We start from the raw sequence: 1,307 nt of genomic DNA on the forward strand, positions 1-1,307 counted from the left end.
AGGGGACGCTGGAGTTCATGGGGCGGGTGGATCACCAGGTCAAGCTGCGCGGCTTCCGCATCGAGCTCGACGAGATCCAGTGTGCACTCAACGATTGCCACGGCGTCAGGGAGTCTCTGGCTGTGCTGCAGGAGCTCAGTCCCGGCCATCCCCGGCTGGTGGCCTATCTCGTCGGCGAGGGCGTGCGCACCGAGGCGGTCCGCGACCAGTTGAAGCAGCGCTTGCCAGAACACATGCTGCCTTCTGCCATGACGGTGCTGGCCGCCTTCCCCCTCACCCCGAACGGCAAGATCGACCGGGCCGCGTTGCTGGCGTTGTCCGCGCGCGATCGCTCGTCTGGGCAACGCGGCGACGACCTGCCCGACGATCCACTGGAGCGTCTGCTGGCACGGGTCTGGTGCGAGGTGCTGAACCTGGATCGGATCGAATCCCAGGATCACTTCTTCGAACTGGGCGGGGATTCTCTGCTCGCGTCTCAGATGATGGCGCGTGCGCGCCGGCTCCTGGGCGTCAAGGCGTCGGTCAATGTGCTGTTCGAGGCGCCTGTTCTTTCGAAGCTGGCCAAGCGGCTGCAGTCCGAGGGCGCGCGGGTCGATCACGCCCGCGCCATGCCGTGGTGGCGCGCCGAGCGGCCGGCACGCCTGCCGCTGTCGGGCGCGCAGAAGGGCCTGTGGTTCCTTGACCGTCTGCAGGGGGCGAGCGAGGCATATCACATCTCGCACGCGCTGCGCCTTCGCGGGCGGCTGCACGTCGAGGCCTTGCAAGCCGCACTGCAAGCGGTGGTCGACCGGCACGAGAGCCTGAGAACGGGCTTCATCGAGGATGAAGATGGCCAGCCGCTGCAGCGCATCAGCTCGACGGTATCGGTCGCGATCCGGACTCAAGCACTGTATGACGAGGGCGCACAGGGTGGCGACGCGTCGCTGCAGGCACGGCTGAGCGAATGCCTCCAGGACCTCGTCGCGCAGCCGATGCGGCTCGATGGTGATTCGCTGCTGCGGGTGCATCTCGTGCGCATCGCGGAAGACGACCATGCGCTGCTGATCGTCATGCACCACATCGTCTCGGACGGCTGGTCCGTGGCGGTGCTGATGCGTGAACTGGAACGCTTCTATGCCGCCGGGCTCCGGGGTGAGACGCTTGTCGTTGAGCGGCTTCCCGTCCAGTTCGCCGACTATGTGCTGTGGCAGCAGGAGCAGGAGCACCGTGACGCTGCGGCCGCTGACCTGAGTTACTGGCGGGTGCGACTTGGGGGAGTGGAGGAGCTGAGGCTGCCGGTGGACCGGGAGAGGCCGAGCCGACCGCAT

Annotated in this window: 1 protein-coding gene; it reads left to right on the forward strand. The window is 67.1% G+C overall.

The genetic code is table 11. The features are described 5' to 3' along the window. Positions 1–1,307 (forward strand): condensation domain-containing protein (locus ASC67_RS05790; RefSeq protein ID WP_235566234.1); only part of this gene is annotated, 1,307 nt, incomplete at both ends.

Source organism: Methylibium sp. Root1272 (assembly GCF_001425905.1).
GTDB lineage: Bacteria > Pseudomonadota > Gammaproteobacteria > Burkholderiales > Burkholderiaceae_C > Methylibium.